The following is a 26,495-nucleotide window of genomic DNA, read 5'->3' on the forward strand; positions in this document are numbered from 1 at the left end:
ATACAGTCAGTGAAGCGAGGTGAAAACAATGAACCAATTATGGGAAAAGCTGAAAAGTCTGTTCATGAAGCAACAAGGCGAGACGACGCAGGAAGAAAAGAAAATCGTAGTAGGGAGCAAGGGGAAAAACCAAAAACTGAAGCCGCTGCATTATTTCATCGTCATATTGGGAATTGGCGTAGCCATCATGATTCTGACAGACTTCCTCAGAGTGGAAAAAGACCAGCCACTCGGATTTGGAGATATAGGGAGTGAGGCGCCAGGTCCTCCTGGAGGCGATGCGACTTCCCAGGTGTTGGGGGGATCACCGACTACCGATGTCATTGCAGAATATGAAAACATTTACGAGACACAGCTTCGCGATATCCTCGCTTCTGTTGTCGGCGTCGGCGAAGTAGAGGTCATGGTCAATCTGGAATCAACACCAGAGCTGGTTGTGGAAAAAAACCGCAACATTCGTTCCTCAACTAATCAGGAAATGGACAAAGAAAAGGCAACCCGCAATCAAAATGACCAGTCACGAGATGAGCAGGTCGTCATCGTGCAAGGCGGCAAGCAAGATGCCCCCGTTATTGTGAAGACGCTGAAGCCGAAAGTCCGCGGGGTCCTGGTAGTAGCTAAAGGGGCCGATAACATCCAGGTTAAAGCGTGGATCACTGAAGCCGTTCAAAAGGTTTTGGATGTTCCCGCTTATAAAATATCCATTTTGCCCAAAAAAGGGTAGGAGGTAATGGCGAATGATTCTGCGAAAGCAAACGGTATGGTTGTTGACAATGCTTGCTGTCATGGTTGTGCTCTCCGGTTATTACTTGGTGAAGGGGCCGCAAGAACAAGTCCCAACATCAGGACAAGAGCAAGCCGTCCAGAAACAAGAGCAAATTTCCGGTGTGGTTGTTGAATCGAAGCAAGTAGATCACGCCCCACAAGCAACTCCTGTCGATCAAGCTCCAAAGGCAACTCCGGTAGACGAAAAAAATGGCACGCAGGAAGCCAAAACTCCTGCTGCACCAGAAGCAAAACCAGCCGCAACCAACACGGTCGTCCCAGTAGCAGAAACGGCGAGTGAAATCTTCCAAGGCTACAAAATGAAACGCGAAGCCATGCTGCAGCAACAAAAAGACGAACAGCTCGCAATTGTAAACAGCACGGATTCCTCTCCGCAGGCAGTAGCAGAAGCGATGGCCAAGTTTGAAGAACTGTCCACCATGGAAAGTGCTACGATGACAGCAGAAGAAATGCTCAAGGCGAGTGGCTATCAGGATGCGGTTGTTACTGTCCAACATGACAAGGCGACAGTCATCGTACAAAAAGATAAATTGAGCGCCAACGAGGTCGTGGAAATCATTGCAAACGTGAAGCAGCACTTGAATATACCGGCGACAAACATTAACGTACAATACAAGTCTTCCTAATAAAAGCTGCGGTACTTTCTCGTTATAAGGGATAGGAGAAACGGGCATGATGGTAAGGATTTTCTCGCTTCTGTTGGAAAAGAAGCGGGGAAATCCTTTCTTGACGTGGTTTAGGCAACAGGCTACCATGGATTTATGGTTTGCCAAAAGGATACATAATGGACTCCACGAACCTTATTGAAAGAAAAGAAGGAGTGCTTGTTCGTAATGAAAATGCATGAAATCCGCGAAATTATCAAGTTAATTGATCAATCATCCATTCAAGAATTTAACTTGGAAACAGAGGGTGCCAAGGTGTCTCTGAAAAAATCCAATGGTACGGAAACGATTGTCGTCACGCAACCAGCGGTTCAAGCTCCTGTTGCAGCACCAGTAGCACATATCCCGGCTCAGCCAGTTGTTGCGGCAGCGCCAGTCACAGCAGAAGCTCCGAAAGTAGCAGCTGTACAAGCATCGGATGACGCAAATCTCCACAAGATTGTATCTCCGATGGTAGGGACTTTCTATAGCTCACCAGAACCAGGCAAGCCGCCTTACGTACAAGCTGGTGACAAAGTGAATGCGAGCAAAGTGGTTTGCATCGTGGAAGCCATGAAACTCTTTAACGAAATCGAAGCAGAAGTAAGCGGCGAGATCGTGAAAGTGCTTGTAGAAGACGGTCAATTGGTTGAGTATGGCCAAGCATTGTTTTTGGTGAAGCCAGAATAAGGTGGGGGAGAGCGGAATGTTTCAAAAAGTATTGATTGCCAATCGCGGGGAGATTGCCGTGCGTATTATCCGGGCATGCCGCGAGCTGGGCATTCGTACGGTCGCCGTCTACTCCGAAGCGGATCGTGAAGCGCTTCATGTAAAGCTGGCCGACGAAGCCTACTGTATTGGTCCAAAGGCATCCAAGGAAAGCTATTTGAATATAGCCAACATCATGAGTGTAGCGACCAAGGTAGGGGCAGACGCCATCCATCCTGGTTATGGCTTCTTGGCGGAAAACGCCGACTTTGCCGAAATCTGTACTGCCTGCAACATTACCTTTATCGGTCCAGACCCAGAAGCAATTGTGAAGATGGGGGACAAGTCCACAGCTAAGGATACGATGAAAACGGCAGGTGTACCTACTGTACCAGGTACGGAAGGGCTGATCGAAGATGTGGCGGACGCTGTAGTCACCGCAAACGAGATTGGATATCCTGTCATGGTCAAAGCGACAGCGGGTGGTGGCGGACGCGGGATGCGCGTAGCCGTTGACGACGAAGATTTGGAAAAAGCGATCCGTCAGGCGCAAAACGAGGCAAAAACGGCATTTGGCAATCCAGGGGTTTACTTGGAGAAGTTCGTGGAAGGCCCACGCCATGTGGAAATTCAAATCATGGCAGACAAGCATGGCAATGCCGTATACCTGGGTGAGCGCGACTGCTCTATCCAACGTCGTCACCAAAAGCTGATCGAGGAAGCGCCATCTCCAGCATTGAGTGAAGAGCTGCGCCGACAAATGGGTGATGCTGCTGTTGCTGCGGCAAAAGCCGTTTCCTATCACGGTGCGGGAACTGTCGAATTTTTGCTGGACAAACACGGACAGTTCTACTTCATGGAAATGAATACACGTATTCAGGTAGAGCATCCTGTAACCGAGCTGGTGACTGGCTTTGACCTGATCAAGGAGCAGCTGACCGTAGCGGCAGGCCAACCATTGTCCTTTACACAAGAGGATATCCAATTGGATGGCTGGGCGATTGAATGCCGTATTAATGCTGAGAATCCTGCGAAAAACTTCATGCCTTCGCCAGGTCGTATCACGGAATATTTGGCGCCAGGCGGTTTTGGTGTGCGTGTAGACAGTGCAGCGTATGCGGGATATTCCATTCCGCCATACTACGACTCTATGATCGCCAAGCTGATTGTGTGGGGCAAGGATCGTAACGAAGCGATTGACCGTATGAAGCGTGCCTTGAGCGAATTCGTCGTAGAGGGTATTACGACAACGATTCCATTCCATTTGAAGGTATTGGAGCACGAAGTATTTGTCAGCGGCAATTTCGATACGAAATTCTTGGAAACCTACGACTTGAACCTGGATGACGAGTAAGTAGGGCTGATTTGTAAAAATACGGTGCGCTTGGTATAATGAATTACAAATTAGAGGGAGGTGCGAAGCATGGAAGAATTTACTCCAGATTTAGATAGAACAGAGCTTGGTAAGGTCCAGATCGCTCCCGAAGTATTAGAAGTGATCGCCGGCATGGCTGCGTCCGAAGTAGAAGGTGTGGCGCAAATGAGCGGCGGTTTCGTAGGAGAAATAGCTGAACGTTTAGGCCGTAAAAATATAGCACGTGGTGTGCGTGTAGAGGTTGGCTCCCGCGAAGCAGCGGTTGATGTTTCGATCATTGTCAAATACGGACATCGCATCCCGGAAGTCGCTCGAAATATTCAAGATAGTGTACGCAATGCGATTGAGAGCATGACAGGTCTTTCGGTAGTTGAAGTAAACGTACATATCGTTGATGTTGAGTTGAAAGCTGAAGAAAAAGCACCGGCACCAGTACCGGTTGAAGAACACCAGCGCGTGCGCTAACTAGCAGCGGATGGATGCCCCCTACGAACAGGGGGCATTTTCCTCATTTGAAAACGTGATTTTGTTTAGGCTTTCAGCGTAAATTCATGGAGTTGTCCGGAGTGTGCCGTGTTTGTCTCCTTTTTCAAACATGGCTGAAAGGAGAGGTGCTTGTGAACTTGTTTGACCGCTTTATCTTGACGATTTATAGCTTTGCGCTCATTATTTTGTCCTGCATCGCGATAGCAGCGACCAGCGGATTGATCCATCCAGATTTTTTCCGTCCATACGTGGATCAGGTGCTGGCGGGTACGAATATCACCTACCTCATTGTCGCGATTATTTTCCTCGTAGTCAGCCTTCGCTTCTTTTTCAGTTCTTTCCGCTCTAACAAGCCTAAAGTAGAACGGGGAATCCGTCAGCGCAGTGATTTGGGTGAGGTCAACATTACGATTCAGACGATCCAGACCATTGCAGAGCGTGCAGCCCGCCGTGTTAAAGGAGTGCGCGATATGAAAACGACAGTCAAAGCACTCGAGAGCGGCAATATTATCACCCTGCGTGTTTCGGTAGATGGCGAAACGCCATTGCCTGAACTGACACAGAAGCTACAGGCTGACGTGAAGGAGCAAGTCGAGGGGATTGCTGGTGTTGTCATTTCCGAGGTGGTCATTGTTGTGACGGAAGTAGCTCAGCAGGAAAACTACGCGGCTCGTAAACGGGTGGAATAGAAGGTGAAGTCCAAGATGTGGGAGTTAATGCGGGAACACAAGGGGAAGCTAATGGGGATTTTGGCCGGAGTTTTTTTCGGCATCATCTACCTTCTCGTGGGATTTTGGGATACACTGGTTTTTGTTGTGTTTGTCGGGACCGGTTATTATATCGGTCGCAAGCTCGATCATAAAGAAGACTTGCGTGAAATACTCGACAAGATTTTGCCAGGCAAGTTTCGGTGACATAAAGAAGGTCCGAGCTCAATCTAATTAGTAGGTGAATGAATGGTATGAAACGAAGAACAGCACGAGAAAAAGCAGTCCAATGTCTTTTCCAAATTGATATGGCAGAGGTTCCGCTAACAGATGCGGTTGCCCTCGTCATGGAAGAATCTGAGGAAAATGCGCAGTACTTGCGTTATCTCCTCGACGGTGTATTGAAAAACTTGACTGAGATTGATTCGGAAATCAAGAAGTATCTGCGTGGATGGCAATTGGAACGCATCGCCAATGTAGATCGCGCTATTCTTCGTCTGGCTTTTTACGAGATCATGTTTGAGCAAGACACCCCTGACAAAGTCGTGATGAACGAAGCGATTGAGATCGCGAAGCTCTTTAGCGACGAGCAGTCCCACCGATACATCAACGGTGTGTTGTCGAGCTTCTTGCAATCGCGTGAAACCAAGCAGGCGTAATAGGTAGGAGATACAAGCATGAGTAAGGTAATGTTGGGAATCGACACGAGCAATTACCGGACATCACTGTGCTTGGCTGAGGAAGACGGCCGAATTGTCGCAGAAGCAAAACGCCTTCTGAAAGTAAAGGAGGGCAAGCGCGGACTGCAACAATCCGAAGCCGTCTTTCAGCATGTGATGAACCTGCCGGAATTAAGTGAAGAGATGAAGTGGAAGGATTACGAGATTGCAGCGATTTGTGTGAGCGAGAAGCCGCGTCCGCAAGATGGATCGTATATGCCTGTATTTAAGGTAGGAGAGGGCTTGGCGAAATCGTTGGCGACTTACTTGCGGGTTCCCCTGCACTTGACGACTCATCAAGAGGGACATATCGCGGCAGGGGAATATACCGCTGAGGTGCGTCCGACAGAGGATCGCTTTTTGGCCGTACATTTGTCTGGGGGCACCAGCGAATTGTTGTTGTGCGAGCGTCATGCAGCCGGGTATGCGATTGAGAAAATCGGTGGGACGATCGATCTGCACGCTGGGCAGCTGGTCGATCGGATTGGTGTGGCACTCGGTCTGTCCTTTCCTGCAGGTCCCGCACTGGAGCAGTTAGCCAAGGACTCAACAGGTGCGTTTCGGATTTCTTCGGCGGTTGACGGGCTTTCCTTTAGTTTTTCTGGTCCAGAAGCTTCGCTTTTGCGGGAAGTGGAGAAGGGAAGTACGAGCCCTGCTGAGATTGCGCGGGCGACTGAGCAATGTATTGCCAATACACTAGAGAAGTCATTGCGCCATGCAGTAGAGCAAAGCTACCCGAAGGACATCTTGATTGTTGGAGGAGTAGCTGCTAATTATTACATACGTGAGCGGCTGATCAAACGCCTGGAACACCCTGCCGTGAAGGCGAAGCTGTACTTCTGTGACCCTGTTTACTCCGGTGATAATGCCTATGGAGTCGCTATGTTGGGGTGGATGAAGCAAAAGACGAACATTAAATAAAAGCGAACTTTTTATAATTCGGCTTTACAGCTGAGGAGGAAATCGGTACACTTAACGTATCAACGTTGATAAAGGAGGCATTTTCTCCATGGCTGCAACCATTCTCCAGGGAAAAGAAGTAGCACAGAGTATTCGGGCCGAATTGGCGAACGAAGTAGCTGAATTGAAAACACAAGGGATCGTACCGGGTTTGACCGTTGTCATTGTGGGAGACGACCCGGCTTCCCACTCCTATGTACGGGGGAAAGCAAAAGGCTGCGAGGAAGTCGGTATTTCATCCGAGATCATCATGAAGGACGCTGACATCACAGAGGAAGAGTTGTTGGTTATCATTCAACAGTTGAACGAAAATCCGAACGTTAATGGGATTTTGGTTCAGCTTCCTCTTCCTGCTCATATTTCAGAGCATGCGATAATTGAAGCCATTGCACCTGAAAAAGATGTGGACGGTTTCCATCCGATTAGCGTAGGAAACATGGTATTGGGAAATGATACGCTGCTTCCTTGCACGCCGCACGGAATTATTGAGTTGATCAAGCGCACAGGCACCCCACTGGCAGGCAAACATGCAGTGGTGATCGGACGCAGCAATATCGTTGGTAAGCCGGTCTCATTGCTCCTGCAACAGGAAAATGCTACGGTAACCATGTGTCATTCTCGCACGCAAAATCTAGAGGAATTCACCCAAAAGGCGGACATCCTCGTCGTTGCAACCGGTAGGGCTCATATGATTGGCAAGGAGCATGTCAAACCGGGGGCTGTCGTCATTGACGTTGGTGTGAACCGCATCGAAACAGGTAAGCTGGTTGGGGATGTCAAGTTCGACGAGGTCAAAGAAGTGGCAAGCTTTTTAACACCAGTTCCAGGCGGTGTTGGCCCGATGACGATTACCATGCTGCTGAAAAATACCGTTGCGGCAGCGAAAAAGCAAGCAAAACAATAGAAGAAGATCGGCAACTTATTATAGAATGGATAAGGCATAAGCTTTATCCATTCTTTTGCATTGTCCTTGTTACATGCACGCCAAAGCCAAGTTTTTTGTAAAGGAGGGGCCGCATGGCATTACAAGATATCTTATCAGTGAGTGATCTCAATCGTTATATTAAGCTGGTGCTGGAAAAGGAACCCCACCTGCAAGATATATGGGTGAGAGGGGAAATCTCTAATTTTACCCACCACTCCAGTGGTCATATGTATTTCACGCTAAAGGACAAGCAGTCACGCATCAAAGTCGTCATGTTTGCGAGTCATAACCGCTTCCTGCGTTTCTTGCCCAAAGATGGAGCAAAAGCGATTGTACGAGGGTCTATTTCTGCATACGAACGGGACGGGGCGTATCAGTTCTACGCCAAAGAGATGCAGCCAGATGGTCTCGGCTCGCTTTATTTAGCATTCGAGCAGCTAAAAGAAAAATTGGCCCAAGAAGGGTTGTTTGCAGCTGAGAGGAAGCGGATGCTCCCGCGTTTTCCCAAACGTGTCGGTGTTGTCACTTCTCCGACAGGAGCTGCCATCCGAGATATTTGCACAACAATTCGCAGACGGTATCCGCAGGCTGAAATCGTACTTTCACCAGCTGTTGTCCAAGGTGCGGATGCACCCGCATCGATTGTCTCCGCAATTCGGATCATGAACGATCAGCCTGACATTGATGTTCTCATTGTAGGGCGAGGTGGTGGCTCCATCGAGGAGCTGTGGGCGTTTAATGATGAAAACGTCGCGAGGGCAATTGCTGCATCACTCATCCCCGTTATCTCCGCTGTAGGACATGAGACGGATGTGACGATCGCCGATTTCGTAGCAGATGTCCGGGCAGCTACGCCGACAGCGGCTGCTGAATTGGCTGTACCGCATTATTTGGAATGGGTCGAAAGAGTGCGGCAGCTCGAAATACGGATGCATCGAGCAGTGCGTGGCACCATGACAGAGCAGAGAAACCGTTTGACACGCTTGAGCAATTCGTATGCGATGCGCCAACCGGAGCGTAGGCTGGAGGAAGCCGCAGAACGATTGGATCGGGCACATTTGCGGATGCGTCAATCGATGAAGCATTTGCTGGACAGAAGACGCGAACGCTATACGCGATTAGACGAACAGATCAAGCGCTATCGCCTTGCTGATCAAATTGGGGATAAAAGAAAAAATCTGTCTAAACTCCGCGCCACTTTGGACGAACGGATGCTGGGTCGTCTCAATCAAAAAAGAATGGCATTCGCAGCTCGTGTAGCTACATTGGAAGCGCTGAGTCCACTGAAGGTCATGCAGCGTGGATTCTCACTCGTATACACCAATGACAGACTCGTGAAATCGGTGGAACAGTTTGCCCCTGGCGATGAGATCATGGTACGATTAAGTGATGGCAGTGCGACTGCGCGTGTGGAAAAAGTGAACCGGGAGGAGGAGAAGCAGAATGGCTCGCAAGAAAACTGAACAAGAGACGGATATGCAGTTTGAGGACGCGATGAAACGCCTGGAAGAAGTCGTCAATCGACTTGAGGAAGGAGATATTCCTCTCGAAGAAGCGATTACGCTATATCAAGAAGGAGTAACTCTTTCCAGAATTTGTGGCCAAAAGCTGGATGCGATCGAAGCGAAGATAACCCAGTTGGTGGAAGAAGATGGACAAGTAAAGCAGAAGGCTTTTCGCGTGGAAGGAGAATTATGATCGGCGTGCATACATTCGAGAATTATTTGGTAGAGAAGACCGCCTATATAGAACAAAGACTCTTGCCAGCGCTTGAGCAGCAAGGAGTTCCGGAAAACTTGTACGAATCCATGAAGTATTCGCTCATGGCAGGCGGAAAGAGGTTGCGTCCCATGTTGGTGTTGGCGGTCCTCGAAGCGCTGGACAAGCCGATTGAACGGGGGGTGGCATTTGCGGCTGCCTTGGAAATGATACATACGTACTCTTTGATTCACGATGACCTCCCTGCGATGGACGACGATGATCTTCGTCGCGGAAAACCGACCAATCACAAAGTATTCGGTGAAGCAACAGCTATTCTCGCAGGAGATGCCTTGCTGACTAGAGCGTTCGCATACATTGCAGAAGCTTACCTGGATCGCGCTGATGTTTCAGCGGCTACTACCGTGAAACTGATTGCGGAACTGGGAAAACGTGCAGGAGCAACTGGCATGGTTGGCGGACAGATGGCTGATATCGAAGGGGAGAGCAAGCGCCTTAACCTGGATCAGCTCGAATTTATCCATCGTCACAAAACGGGTGATCTCTTGATCGCAGCCTTGCGCGGGGGAGGCTACCTCGCAGAAGCATCCGAAGGCCAAATGGAAGCATTGACACGCTATGGTGTTTGCATTGGTCTGGCTTTTCAAATTCAGGATGACATCTTGAATGTGGAAGGGGATGCCCAAGAGCTGGGGAAAGCAGTTGGCAGCGATGCCGATCGGGAAAAGGCGACGTACCCATCGCTTCTTGGTCTAGCCGAATCGAAGGCACGTCTTGACGAATTGATTGCGGAGGCAAAAGCAGCGCTTGCAGATGCGGGAATCGAGAATTCAGCACTCAGCCCTTTGGCGGACTACGTGCGTGATCGCAATAAATAAGTAAAAGCTGGCAACCCATACGGGAAATGCCAGCTTTTTTGCGTACCTACCTATTACAATTACAAGCTTTTATCGTCAATGCTATTTAAAAATTGTTCAATCTCGCCAATCACCGATGGAATGCTGTCGTCCTCAAATGGAGAATACAGCTTCGCCACTTGCACTAACTCGAGGAACGATTTGCTTCCGCCTTCGCGGCAAAGCGTCAAATAATCCTCCCAAGCTTGCTTCGGCTCAGATTGAGATCGTTTCCAAAATTGGAACGCGCAAATCTGGGCCAGTGTGTAGTCGATGTAATAGAAGGGGCTTTGAAAAATATGCGTTTGCTGCTGCCAGAACCCGCCCTCCTCAAGATACTCATTCTGTGCGTAATTGCGATGCGGGAGGTACTTGCGCTCAATTTCACGCCAAGCGAGTTTACGCTCTGCAGGGGTCATATCTGGATTCTCGTAGACAACATGCTGGAACTCATCAACAGACACGCCGTAGGGTATGAACTGGAGTCCGCTACTTAGATGAGAGAATTTGTATTTATCGGTATCTTCCTTGAAAAAATGCTCCATCCATGGCCACGTCAAAAACTCCATGCTCATCGAATGTATTTCACATGCCTCATAGGTTGGGAAATGATATTCAGGAACCTCAAAATCTCTGCTTACATACACCTGAAACGCATGTCCTGCCTCGTGCGTAAGCACGTCGATATCATCAGAGGTACCGTTAAAATTGGCGAAAATAAATGGGAGCCTGTACTGGCTGATGTATTCACAGTAGCCGCCTGTAGCCTTTCCTTTTTTGCTCAATAGATCTAAACAGTCATTGTCCAGCATGAAGTTGTAAAATTCGTCCGTTTCAGGTGACAGCTCGGCATACATCTTTTTCCCGTTTTCCACAATCCATTCCGGCGGGCCTTTCGGGCTTGGATTCCCTGTAGCGAAATCAAAGGAAAGATCGTAATACTCAAGTGTATCGACACCAATACGTTGGCGCTGACGTTCAACGAGCTTTGACGATACTGGAACGATGTGCTCAAGCACTTGCTGGCGGAAACTGGCTACCATTTCTGCGTTGTAATCGGTACGGTTCATACGTGCATAGGCTAGCTCCACAAAGCTATTGAAGCCGAGTTTTTTTGCGATACGTGTGCGTACCTTGACGAGAGTATCGTAAATGCGATCAAATTCGTCTGTATGTTTCCGCATATACTCATACTTCGCTTCATTAGCGCGTTTGCGCATATCTCTATCTTTCGCGATTGTAAAAGGAACCATCTCTGAAAGGTTTCGCTCTTCTCCTTCAAACATGATTTTGGCAGAAGCTTTCAGTGCGACATATTGACTGGCCAAACGGTTTTCTTCCTGTAAATCAGTGATAACTTCTGGCGAAAATGTACGGAGTGTACTCTCAGCGATGCGAAACAGCTGTGCTCCCCATTTTTCTTCCAAGTCAGCACGGAAGGGAGAATCGACAATCGCCTGATAGTAGCGGGAAACGATTCCGGTATACAAAGGAGTTGCTTCATCCCAATAGTCCTGCTCCGCTTTGTAGAAGGGATCTTCTGTATTGATTGTGTGGCGGATTTGTGCGACATTCCGCGCAGATTCCACTTCTTGTCGCAGTTTGTTCAATTCAGCCATGATCGTATCTTGCTCGGAGAAGCTTGCAGCATGTTGAAACGCTTCTAATAATTGTGTGAATTGTCCTTCAACTTTGTCTATATCCATGCGCTCATACTGAATTTGTGAGAACTTCACGGACGTCCACCTCTTTTGTTTAGAGTATGTATTCAAAATCATCTTACCAGAAAATGCAAGATATCGCTTTCATATTCGTATAGGTTGATGAAAAGTGGTGTTTTTATTAAGAAACCGTTATAATGAATCAAGCTGAAAATAAGCGGAATCGGCTATAGCAATAAGGAAAGCCGGGTTTTCTAGTGGCTTGATTGATATGCAGCATGCACAATCGCCGGAGAACGAACAGTGGAAAGTGAGGAATACCAATGCTGCTTACTACTATAAATGATCCTCAAGACTTGAAAAAGTGCACGCAACCGCAGCTACATACATTGGCATCCGAGATCCGTCAGTTTCTAATCGAGACGCTATCGAAAACTGGTGGACATCTCGCGCCGAATCTGGGAGTAGTCGAGCTGACGCTAGCGCTGCACTATGTTTTTGACAGTCCCAAGGACAAGCTGATCTGGGATGTCGGACATCAAGCATACGTACATAAACTGCTGACAGGACGCCGGGAAATGTTTCCGACCTTGCGTCAGTACAAAGGTCTGTGTGGGTTCCCCAAAATGGTGGAAAGCCCGCATGACGTCTGGGAAACCGGGCATAGCAGTACGTCGTTGTCCGCCGCAATGGGGATGGCGACTGCGCGTGATTTGAAAAAAGAAAAAAATCATGTCATTGCAGTCATCGGTGACGGTGCGTTAACAGGCGGTATGGCTTTGGAGGCCTTGAACCACATCGGTCATGAGCGTAAGAATGTCATCGTTGTGTTAAATGATAACGAAATGTCCATCGCGCCAAACGTTGGGGCCTTGCATAACTACTTGGGGAAAATTCGCTCGACGGAGAACTATCAGTGGGCGAAGGATGAAGTCGAAGGATTGTTGAAATCCATTCCGGCTGTAGGGGGCAAATTGGCTCACATGGCTGAACGTTTCAAGGACAGCATGAAGTACTTGCTCGTATCTGGCGTTCTCTTCGAAGAGCTCGGCTTTACGTATATTGGCCCGATCGACGGACATAACATGGAGCTATTGCTCGATACATTAAAGACAGCCAAGCATACAAAAGGCCCTGTTTTGATTCATGCCATCACGAAAAAAGGACTAGGCTATGCGCCAGCTGAAGCTGACTCAGTCAAGTGGCATGGTATCGGTACGTATAAAATCGAGTCAGGTGATACACCGAAATCTGCACCAACGTATACGTCTGTTTTTGCGGATACGATGATGAAGCTCGCAGATGAAGACAAGTCGATTGTCGCTGTTACGCCTGCGATGCCAGCGGGTTCGGGCTTGATCCCATTTGGACAGAAGTACCCTGACAGACTGTTTGACGTTGGGATTGCAGAGCAGCACGCATGTACATTTGCGGCAGGATTAGCGACACAAGGCTTGAAGCCGGTCTTTGCGATTTATTCGACCTTTTTGCAAAGAGCCTATGATCAGTTGATCCACGATGTCGCACGCCAAAAGCTCAATGTGATTTTCGCCGTTGACCGTGCTGGGCTCGTCGGAGCAGACGGGGAGACACACCAAGGGATGTACGATGTGGCATTCATGCGCATCATTCCAAATATGGTCATTATGGCACCGAAGGATGAAAATGAGCTGCGTCACATGATGAAGACAGCAGTGGAATATAAAGAGGGTCCGATCTCTTATCGTTATCCGCGATTGCCGATTCGTGGCGTCAAAATGGATGATGATCTGCAAGTCCTGCCAATCGGAAAAGCGGAGATTGTACGCGAAGGCAAACACGTGGCGATCCTCTCGTTCGGTCACGTATTCGAAATTGCTGAGGCGGCTGTCAATCAGCTTCAAGAAGAAGGAATCAAACCGATGCTGGTTAATGCACGTTTTTGCAAGCCTTTGGACGAAGAGCTGTTGTTCCGTCTGGCTAAGGAAGGCTACGATATCATTACGGTCGAAGAGGGCTGTGAAATGGGCGGATTCGGCAGTGCTGTCATTGAATGTTACAATCGTGCAGGCTATCACGGCATGCATGTACAGGTTGTCGCGGTACCTGATTATTTTGTTGAGCATGGAAGTGTGAAAGAACAGCGGCAAGAGGTAGGGCTTACAGCTGATAATATCGCTGCTCGTGTCCGATCCTTGATGCCAATTTCGAAGGGCGTAGTGGAAGCATGAGTGTAAGAAAAGAACGGGTTGATGTTCTCTTGGTCGAAAGAGGCCATTATGAGACCAGAGAAAAAGCAAAAGCAGCTGTAATGGCAGGACTTGTGCAAGTAGCTGGCGAGCGCTGTGACAAGCCGGGAACCAAATTTGCCGAGGATGTTGCGATTACGGTGAAGGGCGAGGTACACCCGTATGTGAGTCGGGGTGGTCTCAAGCTGGAAAAGGCATTGCGTGTCTTTGAAATCGACATGAAGGATCGTGTCATGATGGACATCGGAGCTTCGACTGGCGGATTTACGGACTGTGCGCTACAAAACGGTGCGCGCCTTGTATACGCTATTGACGTCGGGTATGGACAGCTCGCGTGGAGCTTGCGACAGGATGAACGAGTGGTCGTCATGGAACGGACGAATTTCCGTCATATGGACCCGGAAGCATTTGAACATGAACGTCCAACCGCAGCATCGATTGACGTATCGTTTATTTCGCTGCGATTGATCTTACCCGTATTGTACCGTTTTCTGAAGGGTGGCGGTGACGTCGTTGCGCTGGTCAAGCCTCAATTTGAAGCCGGCAAGGATAGAGTCGGAAAGAATGGAATCGTTCGTGATCCAGAAGTACACGAGAGCGTACTGACTGACATCGGTCAATTTGCTAGTGGATTGGGTTTCGCGCTAAAGGGCTTGGACTACTCTCCAATTACAGGGGGAGAAGGAAACATTGAATTTGTTATGCATGTTCAGAAAAATGAGGGCGGCATGGATTCGGAAGCTTGGTTGCAATGCGTAACAGAGGTAGTTGCGTCTGCTCATGCGAATTTGAAATAGGATAAAAAACCAAAGCCTCGGGAGTTTTGTCACAATCGAGGCTTTTTATTTATGCATGTGAAGTTGTATACTTGTATATGAGGTTGTTCAAGAAGGATTTCCAACCAACCAGTTTTGGGGTGGACCACGTGAAGAAAATTGGAATCATAGCGAACAAAGGAAAACCCGAAGCACGTATTGTTGCACGGGAACTGCTGTATTTACTTGAGGACAGAGGGGCACAGGTATTCCTGGATGAACATGTCGCATCAGATGTAGGGCATCCAGAACTGGGCGCATCTGTAGAAGAGATGGGGAAGCATGCGGATTTGGTTTGTGTATTAGGGGGCGATGGCACGCTACTCAGAATTGCTCGCCAGCTTGCCGGTCACTCGATCCCGATCTTTGGAATTAATTTAGGCACGTTGGGCTTTTTATCAGAAGCGGAACCGGAGCATCTGCCTCAGGCTGTAGACAATCTCCTTTCTGGAAAGTACGACATTGAAACGAGAGCGATGCTGGAAGCTTGTTTGGTGCGAAAAGGAACCACACTGGGAACATACACGGCCATGAATGATATAGGGATTGCTAAAGGGTCATTTTGCCGAATCATTCAATGTGCGGTCTTTCTCGATGATGAGTACGTCGCGACGTTCAGCGGAGACGGTGTCATTGTCTCTACGCCAACAGGATCAACGGCATACTCACTCTCTGCAGGCGGTCCTATAGTGGCGCCCAATGTGGACATGCTATTACTGACGCCAGTGGCTCCTCATTCCTTGACGGCCCGACCAATGGTACTGTCTGGCAATCAAACGATCCGGGTCGAAGTGGATGCCATACATCAAGAGATGGGACTGTCCATTGACGGGCAGTTTGGTTATCGACTCGAGGGCGGCGATCAGATTTACATTCAAAAATCACCATGTGTTACCCCGCTGATTAAGTGGAAAAAAGGTGGCTTTTTCGAAGCAATACGAACGAAATTACAAGGGGAATGGGAGTAATCCATATGAACAAAGGGCAACGACATATTCGTATTCGGGATATCATCAGCAATCAAGAGGTGGAAACACAGGATGATCTGGTGGACCGCTTGCGGACTGCTGGCTTTAACGTAACGCAAGCGACTGTATCCCGAGACATCAAGGAACTACACTTGGTAAAAGTGCCGCTCCCTGATGGACGATATAAGTATTCAATGCCTGCTGAACAAAAATTCAATCCACTGCAAAAGCTGAAACGCATGCTTGTGGATTCCTTTATTAGCATTGACCAAGCTGATCATTTTATTGTACTGAAGACACTTTCGGGACATGCGAATGCGGTAGCGGAACTGATTGACAACCTTCCGTGGGAAGAAATCATGGGGACAATCAGTGGCGACAACACCATCCTGATTATTTGCCGTTCCAAAGAAAATACCAGTGAAGTGACAAAACGCTTAATGGAAATGTTGTAGAAGGTGGTCGCTTGCGATGCTAGTGGAACTCTCGATCCGAAATTTTGCCATCATCAAATCAGTGACGGTCTCTTTCCAAAAAGGCTTAAACATCCTGACAGGGGAGACTGGTGCCGGTAAATCCATCATTATCGATGCGCTAGGACTGTTGCTAGGAGGCCGGGCTTCGGCTGATTTTGTCCGTTACGGGGAGCCTCGTGCAGAAGTGGAAGGGCTATTTGAATTACCGCCTGGTCATCCTGGACTTGCCGTTTGTAAGAATGTGGGTGTCCAGATTGAGCAAGACGGAATGCTCGTGGTACGACGAGATATATCGAATCAAGGGAAGAGCATCATTCGAATCAATGGACAACTCGTGACTCTCGCTATGCTGCGTGAGTTAGGGCCATGGCTGGTTACGGTGCATGGACAACACGATACGCATATGCTGATGCAGTCGGACAAGCATATCAATTGGCTCGATGCATATGGGGAAAGTGCATTGGGATCAGCAAAGCAAGAATATGGAACCCTGTATGCTGCTTACCGCAAAACAAAGCAAGATCTCGAGCGTATGGCACGTAATGATCGGGAGCTGGTACAGCGTATCGATCTATTGCAATATCAGCTCGATGAAATTGAGGCGGCAACCCTCACGCCTGGCGAAGACGAGAAGCTCTTGCAGCAGCGGAAAAAGTGGATGAACATTGAAAAAGTTTATTCAACGATTCAAGATGCATACCGCGCATTGCATGGTGACCAAAAGGGTATGGATTGGTTAGGCCATGCGATGGGAGAGCTTGAGCGTGGTGTGAACTACGAAGAACAGCTCGTTCCGATTTTGGAGATAGTCCAATCGGCATACTATCAGATAGAAGATGTGGTACATAACCTTCGTCAATTGTCGTACCAAATGGAATTTGAACCGGAGCAGCTGGCGGAAGTAGAACGCCGTCTTGATCAGATCCAGTCGTTAAAACGTAAGTATGGCAAAAGTGTAGACGATATTTTGGAGTACGCTGCCACGATTCAGGATGAATTGGATGACATGCATCACTACGAAGACCGTCTCCAGCAGGTGGAAAAGCAATTGCAGGAGTTTGCAGCCGATTTGGCAGTGGAGGCGTTGGAGTTGTCGGTCATTCGTTCCGAATGCGCAGGAAAACTCGCACAAGAAATCGAGCAGCAACTAAAAGAACTGCACATGGAGCGTGCTCGTTTTGCCATCGACGTCAGACAGACGCCGGATGATGACGGGGTAGAAATCGATGGAATCAAGCGCTTCGTAGATGCGAACGGAATGGATCAGATTGAGTTTTTAATCTCACCTAACCCGGGTGAACCATTGCGTCCCTTGGCGAAGATTGCTTCCGGCGGGGAGCTGTCTCGCGTCATGCTGGCCATTAAAACGATTTTGGCGGGCACTGATCAAGTGGAGACCCTTATTTTTGATGAAGTTGACACGGGTGTAAGTGGAAGAGCAGCTCAAGCGATAGCAGAAAAGCTCGCCCGAGTCGCTGGGCAGCGCCAAGTCCTGTGTATTACGCACTTGCCACAGGTCGCATCCATGGCAGACGCGCATTTTCTGATCAAAAAGGAAATGAGCGAGAATGAAACAGAGACGCGGGTGAATCGTTTGTCTGATGATGAACGGGTATTAGAGCTGGCTCGCATGCTAAGCGGGGCAGAGGTAACAGCGAAAACAGAAGAACATGCACGCGAGATGATCCTTCTCGGCCGTGAACGAAAGACTGTCAGCTAATTTAAGTTGGCAGTCTTTTTTCGTTGATAAGAGTGCAGCAATGGCCTCGCCAAGGTCTAGGTGAAGCCTGGCTTTCTAATGTTAGGAGTGGGTTATTTTCCTGACATAATACGCTTGGCTGGTGGCAACATTAAAGGTACACAAGGTGGAGGTGTCCCTCATGACCGCTTGCGGTCAATCAAAACGGACCTGACCGTTTTGTTTTGTAGGTGTAGGTAGGGAACGGTAGGAGTGATTACTGGTGATCCGACAAAACAAAAGAAAATGGATGGGAAGTCTCCTTCTCCTCATCACGGCGCTTGTCGTGAGTTCCACCCCGTTCCGCGATCTGTCCTCCTTTCCCCGTGAATTGCGTTTGATGGAAGGGTCCCTCGAGCAACTACGGGTCTCTGTGCCGGTAATGGGCACGCTAATCAACAGCAATCCTGATATTTTGCACGTTAACGGGACAGAGGCGCGAGAGGTATCCGTTGATTTGAGCAGGCCTATGTCCGTTGAACCGCGTAGGGCTGGGGAAGCCCAATTGCAGGTGAAGTGGCATAACATTCCGCTGACTGCTGTAAAAGTAAATGTATTGCCAGATCTGCGGTTGTACCCTGGTGGACAGTCAATCGGGGTGAAGCTGCAAACAGCGGGTGTTTTGGTTGTCGGTCATCATTTAGTTGACGATGGTAAAAACAAGTTTTCTCCAGGTGAACAGGCAGGTATACACGTCGGTGACATGATTATCAAAATGAACGACATGTACATCAATGACATGAACGACGTAAAGAAATTGATTAACGAAACGGGGAAAAAGAATCATTCCGTTCAATTGCTTGTCGTTCGTGGCAAGGAAAAGCTTTCGCTCACTTTGCACCCGGCAAAAGACAAAAAAGACAGTGAATACCGTATGGGTCTCTATATCCGGGATTCAGCGGCAGGAGTAGGGACACTGACCTTTTATGATCCGAATTCCAAAGCGTACGGGGCATTAGGGCACGTCATTTCCGACGTAGATACTGGTCAAGCCATTGTCGTAGGAGATGGCCAGATCGTGCAAGCAAGTGTCACATCGATTGAAAAAGGACAAAGTGGCAACCCAGGGGAGAAATTTGCGCGTTTCTACAATGAAAGTGAAGTTCTCGGAAATATAACCAAAAACACCCCTTTTGGCATTTTCGGCAAAATGAAGGATGAGCCCAAACGCAGCTATTATCAGGAGCCGTTACCAATCGCTCTTGCTGAACAGGTAGAGGAAGGGCCAGCTAAAATTCTTACTGTCGTGGAAGGCCAGAAGGTAGAAGAGTTCGATATTGAGATCGCAAATGTGGTCAAGCAGCATTTTCCTGCAACCAAAGGGATGATTATTAAAGTCACGGACAAACGACTTTTGGAAAAGACAGGTGGCATCGTACAGGGGATGAGCGGCAGTCCCATCATTCAAAAAGGCAAGATCGTCGGTGCTGTCACACATGTGTTTGTCAATGATCCTACTTCGGGATACGGCTGCTACATTGAATGGATGCTTCAGGATGCTGGTGTGAATGTGCGAGGTACTGCCGAATCCAGAACCAATACAACCAAAGCTGCCTGAATGAAGTGCCGTCACGCGAACGAAGCGAGGCGGCTTTTTCGATATTTGCATTCCTTTGACGAATCGATTAGGAATGAATGGATTCTTTGTCGAAATATCAGTTAAATCATTCAATCTTTCGTCATTGGCAGGAATGGAATTTGCTTTGTCGAATTATTTTTGTAGAGAAAAAGATGGTATGGACAATCCTTTTAGATTTGTTAACTTCTAGAACGCCACCTTCTTTCCAAAAGACCGTCCATTGTTAGGAGGAACGACCTTGAGCAAGATTGAAGTGTTGTTGGCAGATGATAACCGAGAATTTGTGAATCTGTTAGAAGAGTACATCAGTAGCCAGTATGACATGAATGTTGTGGGTGTTGCTTACAACGGCAATGAGGTAGTTCGACTGCTGCAGGAACGTGTACCCGATGTATTAATTTTGGATATCATCATGCCACATCTGGATGGCTTGGCTGTTTTGGAACAAATTCAGGCCATGCGCTTAAGTCCTCAACCTAAAATTATCATGTTGACTGCTTTCGGGCAGGAAGAGATTACGAAGAAAGCAGTGGAGCTGGGAGCAGCTTACTACATTTTGAAACCGTTTGATATGGAGGTGCTGGCTCAGCGCATCCGTCAAATTATTACAACCAAACCTGCCTCTTCTTTTGTTTCCTCTGTGAAACCGCAAGCTACCTTGCAAATCCGCGGTCGGAATTTGGACGCGAGCATCACCAGCATCATTCATGAGATTGGAGTTCCTGCTCATATCAAAGGTTATTTGTATTTGCGGGAAGCGATTACCATGGTATACAACGATGTTGAGCTGCTTGGTTCGATTACCAAAGTCCTGTACCCGGACATTGCCAAGAAATTCAATACAACCGCAAGTCGCGTAGAACGTGCCATCCGTCATGCGATTGAAGTAGCGTGGTCCCGTGGTAATCTGGACTCCATCTCCAGCTTGTTTGGTTATACGATTTCCAACACCAAGGCGAAGCCGACCAATAGTGAATTCATCGCCATGGTGGCGGACAAGTTGCGGATTGAGGCGAAGATTAGCTAGGATCGCGTCAGAACAGCGTTTTTGAACGGTGGCTAATCGATCTGTTCCCGTAAATTCTGCGACAATTTGCGGGGGCGTTCCGGTAAACTTGACCGCTGTCGTTCCGAAAAATTGCGTCCGTGTCACCTCCATAAAGTGCGAAATTTACCGGATGTATCGTTGAGACGAGTTTAACCGAATACACGTTCAAAAAGCAAACGTTGCCTGAATTGGGTGACGTTTCTTTTTTTTATAGACGCTTTAGTCCGGCATAGTACGTAAGCATACGTCAGCCTATCTGACCGTGATAATCTGCGTCGCTATCGTATTTTAACGCGATAAAGCGAGCGCGCACGACCGAACATTTCCGTACAAAATAAGCCATTACATCCGCTGCACGCTCCCGGCGCGGACGTCCTAAGAAATCTCAGGGGTCACGCTGCATAACAGCTGCATAAACGGATGGGAAATAAAAACGGTCGAATCGCGCAAACCCGCGCCGTTATGCGGTTTGTATAAACCGTGCATAAACGATAGTTATCCACACCCACGCAGAACCCGCGCCGTTATCGCGTTTGTGAAAACGAGCTGTGTCCGAGTAGAAATCTTATGGTAACTGGGAATGGATATCAATTGCATAACGGAAGGATTACGGTTTGACCCCAAGACGCCACCTCGAAATCCCTCCGTCAGACGGTTACACCTCGCGCGAATCAAATTTTACCTCGGAGTCCAGAAATAGACGATGGTTCAGCGTGTATCAGTGTTATTATGGTATAATTTGGGTAAAAATCGGAGGAGCAACGCAATGAGACGGTCATTGTACATACTCGGAGCTCTCGCGATTCTAACGGGATGCAGTAGCGATCCGAACCCCGTACTTACTGAAGAGGAGCAAATGAATGCTATTGCTGACGAATTAGGACTAAAGAGGCCAGGAGAGACGGTGGAGCCAAACACTCATTTATCGGGGGATTTTGGGCACTCGTTTGCGCAGCCTACCGCGCCATCACCGAGCATATCATCGGTCGCGAGCAAACCGGAAGCCGACGTAACGGCGCTACTCGGCAAGCCTACCGCGACAGAAAACGGAGAGTGGACGTCGCTCTCAACGGAAGAGAAGACGCCATTCGTTCGTCACACGTACAAAGCGGATACAGGCGAGGTAAGCGTCATGTTTATCGAAGGAGTCGCGGCCAGGATCGAGGTACGCCCGTCTGAGGCGTTCAAGTACCCGGATGACGCGATAAAGGCGATGCGTGCGGCTGGGCTGGCGGTAGAGGACGGCGCAACACCGGAGAGGGAGAATCCGCTATATCTCGATTACGGACAGGTGGACGGGTTCTATAACGTTCGTGTAGTAAAGGACGTCGAGGGAAATCCGGAGAATGTCGGGTACGTAAAGGTCGTAACGGAGAGTAGGTTCAAATAACATAGGCAAAAGAAAAAGCGCTTCCCGATAATGGGTGGGCGCTTATTTTGCGTCTGCACAAAGAAATCAGCAGGGGTCAAAATAATCCGCGCATTAAAAATTAACTTTGACTTACGTAGTCTCTTCGTGTATTTACGTTGGGCATGCGTTAAGCATCGCTAGCTTCGTAAGCATGCGTTAACTATAGTTGCACTTATTTTTATATCGGCTAAAACTAACGAAAGAATCAGACTGTTATTTCACTCATTTCTATTGTAATTTTTAAGCATTGGAAAATTACGTAGAGGATGAAATTAGTTGATTATTCATGAGGAAGATCAGCGTAGATATACGCTTGATGACGTTTTTGAGTTACTTAAAAAGGTGGAAAATGATTATGAAAGGAACAATAAGTGCCAGATAGAATCACTCGATGACCTATTCGACATTTTCTATCGCGCTAAAATTGCGGAGGGAATAGCGGAGAGAACATTAGAAACATATCGTGAAAACTATCGTTTTTTCTGCGGATACTTAACTAGCAATGATCTTGAGGTGAGCGTGATAAACGTGACACCGACTATGATACGAAATTATATAACTTGGATGCTGAAATCTAAACGTAAATGGGATGGTCATTCGCATAAGCCAGAAAAGTATCAGACGGAGGGGCTTTCACCTGTAACTGTTAATATGCGTCTAAAGGGACTCAGGACTATGTTCCGGTTTTTACATGCAGAAAAACTAATTGGTTCCAACCCCTTCGCTAACATAAAAAATGTTAAGGAGACAGAAGGGGATATAAATATACTGTCAGTAAATCAACTTAAGAAACTTATCCGTGCCCCAGACCGCTCTACATATAGTGGCTACAGAGATTTCTCCATGCTAATTCTCCAAATTGATACTTTTTGCAGAGTTGGTGAAATTGTTTCGCTCAAGAAGAAAGATATAGATTTCGAACGGGGGATAATACGTCTCAGATCAACGATGACCAAATCGCGGCGATCAAGAGTATTACCAATATCTGAATACACAATGAAATTATTGAGAAAGTTGATTGACTACACGAGCAAAAAAACAAAATCTGAGTACGTCTTTCTAACTGTTTACGGAGAAAAAATGCGTACAAATCATTTTCGAAGTCGACTAAAGAAATACGCTGAAGCAGCGGGACTGGATATGCGCATCTATCCTTATCTTCTTCGCCACACCGGAGCAACTATGTTTCTGGAAGCGAACCATAATACGCGATTATTACAGTTGTTACTAGGTCACGTCGATCCGCGTCAAGTTCTTAGGTATACACATCTGTCGAGTACCTATATAAAAAGCGAGCATGAGAAACATTCGCCACTTAATCAGGTGGTGAAATTAGAAAATCGGGAAAACGATAAATAAGAGAGGGTTGTAACGAGGAAATGATATAAGTAACAAACGCCCACTAATCGGAGAAATTCCGGTCGGTGGGCGTTTTTCTATTCTTTATCGGTTGATTTAAGTTCGATTAACTCAGTAATGTCCGTTATCCCCATTACTTCTGCAATCTTTGCGATGTGCTCTTTATTGATAACCGTCCGTGAGCCGCGCACGATCTCACTTATCGTACTGGGGCGGAGCCCTGTTTTCTCCGCTAGATCAGCCTGTGTCCATCCTCTAGCGCGTAATTGTTCATCTACCTTAACGATAAGTACAAAACCCACCGGTACCCCTCCGCAAACTATTTATATCTGTATTGTAAATTATCCGAAAAAATAACGCAATAACAGTATTGACGAATTCAAAATAACGTTATACCATATACTAAAATACAAGATAACGTTATTCAAAAGGGTGATATAAAATGAGAATAAAAGCCGGAACGTACCGACGCCTCTCACTTCGGACAAGACTGCGCTGGATGCTCGCAGTAATCGCGGAGCAGGAACGAAAAGGGATGTGCCGACCATGAACGCCACTGAACGTGCTTTGATTGAATTTATCCGGAACGACTCCGAGACAGTCAACACTACGATCGGATGGAGGACCGGATTATGACACCGATCACGCTGCGATTTTACGACGACGAGGCGGAAGATTACTTTACAGCGCCAGGGTGGCTTATCGACAATCAGCATTGTCTTTATGTAGCCAGTGAGGACTATCTGGCGAACCAGACACTGTACTGGTGCCGCGTTAAGAAGGCGGGAGATTATTACGAATCAGACTTGCGCGAGCGACCGATGTTTGAGGGACCGGAGATTACCGCACAGATGGTACAAGCCCTCGTCGATAAACTCTCCAGCATCAGCGGACTCGACATGATGCGCGAGTACCTCAACTATTCGATATACGGTCCGTACTTCAAATACCACGAGATGCTGCCGGAACAGTTCCGCAGCCAAATCCAAGGAGGGGTTTAATCATGAAGAATGTGAAGATTTTGGTGTCCTACGATGATATAAATGAATCAATTGTCGCGGATATCTTCGATGGGATACTAATCTCCGATCGATACGCAATTACCTACGATAAAATGTCACTTGCGTTCGCAACTGTATCGCCAGTTTATGGTCACAAAGGGGTTTACTCAACGGACACTGAGCTATTCGAGATAGAGGTCGGAGACGACTTTGATTTATCGTCTCTTTACCACTTCGGCCTTACGGAGTTTTTAATGTGCATTGCGGAACATAACGTGATCGTGAAAGACATGAACGCATAAATACCGCTTGCCGATGAAGTTGTCGGCGATAGGCGGGCCGATAACGGAGGGATCTCATTTCGCGCCAACGGAATGGGATCGATAATGAACGAAAGCGCCGGCGCCAAACGGTCGCTTTATTTTTTTTGTCCGAAAGTGTGCAAGGTTTAGAAGCGCCCGTCTATCTAAGTAGAGGCGTAAATTTGGTGACCTCGACCGTTGGTGCTGGAGGATAAAATTTGTCCGGATAATGTGCGAGATCAGTTTACGTACGAATAACAGAGTAGAAGGAAGGTGAACTGCCATGTGAACGGAAACAACCGGTCGGATGTCGGACGAGCCAACGGAAAATAAACGATATGAACGGAGGATAAACGGAAAATGGACGAACAGAAGGAAGTACGGATTTTCTATAAGACGTACGTTGACGCGATACACTCCGGGCTCCTAGCGGACATGGGCGCGGAGAGGTGGCAAACCCTCTGCGTTCTGGCCGCGTACATGGACGAGGATGGCGTGTGCTATCCGTCAATGGAATCAATCGCGATGAGGTTGGGGATCGCACGAGAAAGCGCCAGTCGCCGGATATCACGGTTACTGAAATACCGATGGAATGGGCGTCCGATTGTAACCGCTCGAAGACATAGAGAGCCCGGACCTGGTACGTGGTCAAATAACGTGTATACTCTGGCCCCCGAAACTCAGCTACAGTTCGGAAATAAGGAACGGTTAAGTGGCTAAACGTCACGTGGTATTCGTCACGTGGTTACTCATCACATTAACTAGAACCATCTTTAAACAAAAGCCATTATAACGAGAACCATAATAATATCGCTCATTACAGCATAAATGCCTTCACTCGCGAACGCACTGTTTAAATAAAAGAGTATACGCAATAAAAGATTAGCGCGATAGATAGTACACAATATCTTATTCGCGTAGAAGGAAGATAACCAATAACCAAGAAGGCCGCATGTCGTCAACGTCACATGGGCACAAAGGAGGGTCGTCGTTTGCAGAAACAAGCGATTCAACACGCAGGACTCACCGCCATCGCCCGCCGGGGCTTTCCGAATCACAAGCGCGCACATTACCGCAAACACGCGGAAACGCCGCTGGCCTCTCGTAACGAACTTACTCGAGAAATTACCGACGAGCTCATTTCCGAAGGGTGGGCGCAATTGGACCATACGAAAGTGGAGGACAAGCCGTTACTCGCGATCGGCATGTCTGCCCATACGTTAATCAACGGTCGCCCTTCGGTTCCGGCTCTACTCGATCATTTGTCGGACTACATACTCGCGGAGGATCATTCGCGCGGCCTCAAAAAGACGAGGGTGCCAGACGAGTACGCGGTAAAGGATCGGCCGTACATCGGGTCAGGTGCGGCGGACTTCGTATTGCTCCGCTATTACGGTCGGCTCCGGATTGGATCGCGAAACCGTCACCGAATCAAGCGCTGCGAAGTCTGCGAATGGTTTTTTCTCGATCGGAGCCGGAACAATCGCGCGAAGATATGCGGCGACGAGTGTCTCGCGTATAAGGATAAGATTCGGCAGCGAGTGGGGCGGACGGGCGACGAGCGATTAAAGAAGGATCAGGAGCGACATACGTTAGAGTATCCGTTTTACAGTCCGGTAGAGTTGCGCGAGATACCGTTTTATTCAGAGACTCCGACAAGGGATTCGCGGATGGGACGAAATGAGACGCGAGACAGCGGTGATTATGCAAAAGACAACGCGGATGATGTGGACAAGCGGTTTCGGAACGGGAGGCGCGCTCCGAAGTGGGTTCCGGAATCGGAGTACGAGGGTAAACGCTATAATCCGAAAGGTAATGCGAGATGGAGAGACGCGGAGGAACCGGGCGATGTCGTGACGTACAACGTGCGAGAGGTATCGGCAGAATGGATGCGGGCGCGAGAGTGGCAGAACTATCGGAATCATCGTCACAGTCTGGACAACCGTGCTATGTAGTGGGAAGGGATGACTACAAAGGGTTATTT

Annotated in this window: 28 protein-coding genes; 26 read left to right on the forward strand and 2 right to left on the reverse strand. The window is 48.0% G+C overall.

Going from position 1 to position 26,495, the window contains the following annotated elements; translation table 11 throughout:
• The first annotated feature begins 28 nt into the window (after positions 1-28).
• From spoIIIAG to ACKKE8_RS13090, 13 genes are all read left to right on the forward strand, one after another.
• Entirely contained in the window at positions 29-724 is a 696-nt protein-coding gene (gene spoIIIAG / locus ACKKE8_RS13030) for a stage III sporulation protein AG (RefSeq protein ID WP_409178517.1), read from the forward strand.
• A 13-nt stretch (positions 725-737) separates the two neighbouring features.
• Positions 738-1,412, forward strand: coding sequence for a SpoIIIAH-like family protein (locus ACKKE8_RS13035; protein WP_409178518.1), 675 nt, complete (start codon positions 738-740; stop codon positions 1,410-1,412).
• 207 nt (positions 1,413-1,619) lie between these two features.
• A complete protein-coding gene (gene accB / locus ACKKE8_RS13040) occupies positions 1,620-2,120 on the forward strand; it encodes an acetyl-CoA carboxylase biotin carboxyl carrier protein (protein ID WP_409178519.1) in 501 nt (166 codons plus the stop codon).
• 16 nt (positions 2,121-2,136) lie between these two features.
• Positions 2,137-3,492, forward strand: coding sequence for an acetyl-CoA carboxylase biotin carboxylase subunit (gene accC / locus ACKKE8_RS13045; protein WP_409178520.1), 1,356 nt, complete (start codon positions 2,137-2,139; stop codon positions 3,490-3,492).
• Positions 3,493-3,561: 69 nt separating this feature from the next.
• Positions 3,562-3,978 carry an Asp23/Gls24 family envelope stress response protein gene (locus ACKKE8_RS13050; RefSeq protein ID WP_106652920.1) on the forward strand — a complete coding sequence of 139 codons (417 nt, stop codon included), beginning with the start codon at positions 3,562-3,564 and terminating at the stop codon, positions 3,976-3,978.
• 152 nt (positions 3,979-4,130) lie between these two features.
• The gene (gene amaP, locus ACKKE8_RS13055; RefSeq protein ID WP_409178521.1) at positions 4,131-4,688 is read left to right on the forward strand and encodes an alkaline shock response membrane anchor protein AmaP; all 558 of its coding nucleotides are present in this window, start codon (positions 4,131-4,133) and stop codon (positions 4,686-4,688) included.
• A 15-nt stretch (positions 4,689-4,703) separates the two neighbouring features.
• On the forward strand, positions 4,704-4,913 hold the full coding sequence (locus ACKKE8_RS13060; RefSeq protein ID WP_409179110.1) for a DUF2273 domain-containing protein: 210 nt from the start codon (positions 4,704-4,706) through the stop codon (positions 4,911-4,913).
• 47 nt (positions 4,914-4,960) lie between these two features.
• A complete protein-coding gene (gene nusB, locus ACKKE8_RS13065) occupies positions 4,961-5,365 on the forward strand; it encodes a transcription antitermination factor NusB (RefSeq protein ID WP_069844622.1) in 405 nt (134 codons plus the stop codon).
• Positions 5,366-5,383: 18 nt separating this feature from the next.
• Positions 5,384-6,346 carry an O-sialoglycoprotein endopeptidase gene (locus ACKKE8_RS13070; RefSeq protein WP_409178522.1) on the forward strand — a complete coding sequence of 321 codons (963 nt, stop codon included), beginning with the start codon at positions 5,384-5,386 and terminating at the stop codon, positions 6,344-6,346.
• A gap of 88 nt (positions 6,347-6,434) precedes the next feature.
• Positions 6,435-7,289, forward strand: a complete 855-nt coding sequence (gene folD, locus ACKKE8_RS13075) for a bifunctional methylenetetrahydrofolate dehydrogenase/methenyltetrahydrofolate cyclohydrolase FolD (RefSeq protein ID WP_409178523.1) — start codon at positions 6,435-6,437, stop codon at positions 7,287-7,289.
• 113 nt (positions 7,290-7,402) lie between these two features.
• Entirely contained in the window at positions 7,403-8,773 is a 1,371-nt protein-coding gene (gene xseA / locus ACKKE8_RS13080; RefSeq protein ID WP_409178524.1) for an exodeoxyribonuclease VII large subunit, read from the forward strand.
• Entirely contained in the window at positions 8,754-9,008 is a 255-nt protein-coding gene (xseB, locus tag ACKKE8_RS13085; protein ID WP_047068855.1) for an exodeoxyribonuclease VII small subunit, read from the forward strand. Before xseA ends, xseB begins: the two co-directional genes overlap by 20 nt.
• The gene (locus tag ACKKE8_RS13090) at positions 9,005-9,907 is read left to right on the forward strand and encodes a polyprenyl synthetase family protein (protein ID WP_409178525.1); all 903 of its coding nucleotides are present in this window, start codon (positions 9,005-9,007) and stop codon (positions 9,905-9,907) included. The genes xseB and ACKKE8_RS13090 overlap by 4 nt, the downstream gene beginning before the upstream one ends.
• Positions 9,908-9,966: 59 nt before the next feature.
• Here the strand turns inward: ACKKE8_RS13090 and ACKKE8_RS13095 are convergent, their stop codons facing one another.
• A complete protein-coding gene (locus ACKKE8_RS13095; protein ID WP_409178526.1) occupies positions 9,967-11,661 on the reverse strand; it encodes a M3 family oligoendopeptidase in 1,695 nt (564 codons plus the stop codon).
• Between the two features lie 248 nt (positions 11,662-11,909).
• Here ACKKE8_RS13095 and dxs point away from each other — a divergent pair, with 248 nt between their 5' ends.
• From dxs to ACKKE8_RS13140, 9 genes are all read left to right on the forward strand, one after another.
• Complete coding sequence (dxs, locus tag ACKKE8_RS13100; RefSeq protein WP_409178527.1) at positions 11,910-13,796, forward strand: 1-deoxy-D-xylulose-5-phosphate synthase; 1,887 nt, start codon at positions 11,910-11,912, stop codon at positions 13,794-13,796.
• Entirely contained in the window at positions 13,793-14,611 is an 819-nt protein-coding gene (locus ACKKE8_RS13105) for a TlyA family RNA methyltransferase (protein ID WP_409178528.1), read from the forward strand. The genes dxs and ACKKE8_RS13105 overlap by 4 nt, the downstream gene beginning before the upstream one ends.
• 128 nt (positions 14,612-14,739) lie before the next feature.
• The gene (locus ACKKE8_RS13110; RefSeq protein WP_409178529.1) at positions 14,740-15,597 is read left to right on the forward strand and encodes an NAD(+)/NADH kinase; all 858 of its coding nucleotides are present in this window, start codon (positions 14,740-14,742) and stop codon (positions 15,595-15,597) included.
• Positions 15,598-15,602: 5 nt separating this feature from the next.
• Entirely contained in the window at positions 15,603-16,052 is a 450-nt protein-coding gene (gene ahrC, locus ACKKE8_RS13115) for a transcriptional regulator AhrC/ArgR (RefSeq protein WP_409178530.1), read from the forward strand.
• 16 nt (positions 16,053-16,068) lie between these two features.
• Positions 16,069-17,793: a DNA repair protein RecN gene (recN, locus tag ACKKE8_RS13120; RefSeq protein ID WP_409178531.1), complete on the forward strand. Its 1,725-nt coding sequence runs from the start codon at positions 16,069-16,071 to the stop codon at positions 17,791-17,793.
• Between the two features lie 241 nt (positions 17,794-18,034).
• Positions 18,035-19,369, forward strand: coding sequence for a SpoIVB peptidase (gene spoIVB / locus ACKKE8_RS13125; RefSeq protein WP_409178532.1), 1,335 nt, complete (start codon positions 18,035-18,037; stop codon positions 19,367-19,369).
• A gap of 259 nt (positions 19,370-19,628) precedes the next feature.
• Positions 19,629-20,417: a sporulation transcription factor Spo0A gene (gene spo0A / locus ACKKE8_RS13130; RefSeq protein WP_007720793.1), complete on the forward strand. Its 789-nt coding sequence runs from the start codon at positions 19,629-19,631 to the stop codon at positions 20,415-20,417.
• 787 nt (positions 20,418-21,204) lie between these two features.
• Positions 21,205-21,828, forward strand: a complete 624-nt coding sequence (locus ACKKE8_RS13135) for a membrane lipoprotein lipid attachment site-containing protein (protein WP_409178533.1) — start codon at positions 21,205-21,207, stop codon at positions 21,826-21,828.
• Positions 21,829-22,125: 297 nt separating this feature from the next.
• Positions 22,126-23,208, forward strand: a complete 1,083-nt coding sequence (locus ACKKE8_RS13140) for a tyrosine-type recombinase/integrase (protein WP_409178534.1) — start codon at positions 22,126-22,128, stop codon at positions 23,206-23,208.
• Between the two features lie 77 nt (positions 23,209-23,285).
• Here the strand turns inward: ACKKE8_RS13140 and ACKKE8_RS13145 are convergent, their stop codons facing one another.
• A complete protein-coding gene (locus ACKKE8_RS13145) occupies positions 23,286-23,510 on the reverse strand; it encodes a helix-turn-helix domain-containing protein (protein ID WP_409178535.1) in 225 nt (74 codons plus the stop codon).
• Between the two features lie 330 nt (positions 23,511-23,840).
• On the opposite strand from ACKKE8_RS13145, the gene ACKKE8_RS13150 reads away from it, so the two are divergent.
• From ACKKE8_RS13150 to ACKKE8_RS13165, 4 genes are all read left to right on the forward strand, one after another.
• Positions 23,841-24,209 carry a hypothetical protein gene (locus ACKKE8_RS13150; protein WP_409178536.1) on the forward strand — a complete coding sequence of 123 codons (369 nt, stop codon included), beginning with the start codon at positions 23,841-23,843 and terminating at the stop codon, positions 24,207-24,209.
• A gap of 2 nt (positions 24,210-24,211) precedes the next feature.
• Positions 24,212-24,511 carry a hypothetical protein gene (locus ACKKE8_RS13155; RefSeq protein ID WP_219659514.1) on the forward strand — a complete coding sequence of 100 codons (300 nt, stop codon included), beginning with the start codon at positions 24,212-24,214 and terminating at the stop codon, positions 24,509-24,511.
• A gap of 510 nt (positions 24,512-25,021) precedes the next feature.
• Complete coding sequence (locus ACKKE8_RS13160; protein ID WP_409179111.1) at positions 25,022-25,231, forward strand: hypothetical protein; 210 nt, start codon at positions 25,022-25,024, stop codon at positions 25,229-25,231.
• A 272-nt stretch (positions 25,232-25,503) separates the two neighbouring features.
• Complete coding sequence (locus ACKKE8_RS13165; protein ID WP_409178537.1) at positions 25,504-26,466, forward strand: hypothetical protein; 963 nt, start codon at positions 25,504-25,506, stop codon at positions 26,464-26,466.
• Positions 26,467-26,495 lie beyond the last annotated feature (29 nt).

It is taken from the genome of Brevibacillus fortis, from assembly GCF_046196545.1.
Taxonomy (GTDB): domain Bacteria; phylum Bacillota; class Bacilli; order Brevibacillales; family Brevibacillaceae; genus Brevibacillus; species Brevibacillus fortis_A.